Origin of the sequence: Niastella populi (assembly GCF_002078015.1) — a bacterium.
In the GTDB taxonomy this organism is placed as follows: domain Bacteria; phylum Bacteroidota; class Bacteroidia; order Chitinophagales; family Chitinophagaceae; genus Niastella; species Niastella populi.
In genome coordinates this window covers 1-271 of record NZ_LWBP01000029.1, presented here as the reverse complement: position 1 = coordinate 271, position 271 = coordinate 1, and the positions used below count along the sequence as shown (strand labels likewise).

The 271-nt window shown below is 43.2% G+C and carries 1 protein-coding gene; it reads right to left on the bottom strand.

Annotation, left to right across the window (positions count from 1 at the left end; genetic code table 11):
• Nucleotides 1–271: AMP-binding protein (locus tag A4R26_RS05460; protein ID WP_133054555.1), on the bottom strand; the 271-nt coding region annotated here is incomplete at both ends.

Here is a 271-nt window from a genome sequence, read left to right as displayed (position 1 = left end):
GAAACATCTGATGTGCTATTGAAAATAGTAAGTTCTCCTCCACTGATCAGGGGCAGGTAGATACTTGTAACGGTGAGATCAAAGGATAAGGAGGTAAACAGCCCAAAATTTAAAGGTGATGAATCATTTGAATAGTTTGATCGACCACAGTTCACATAATTTGCCAGGGATGCATGCTCCACCATTACGCCTTTAGGATTCCCTGTGGAACCGGAAGTGTAGATCACGTAGGCAAGATGACCCGGTGTAAATGTTTTCGGTAGTGCTTCAG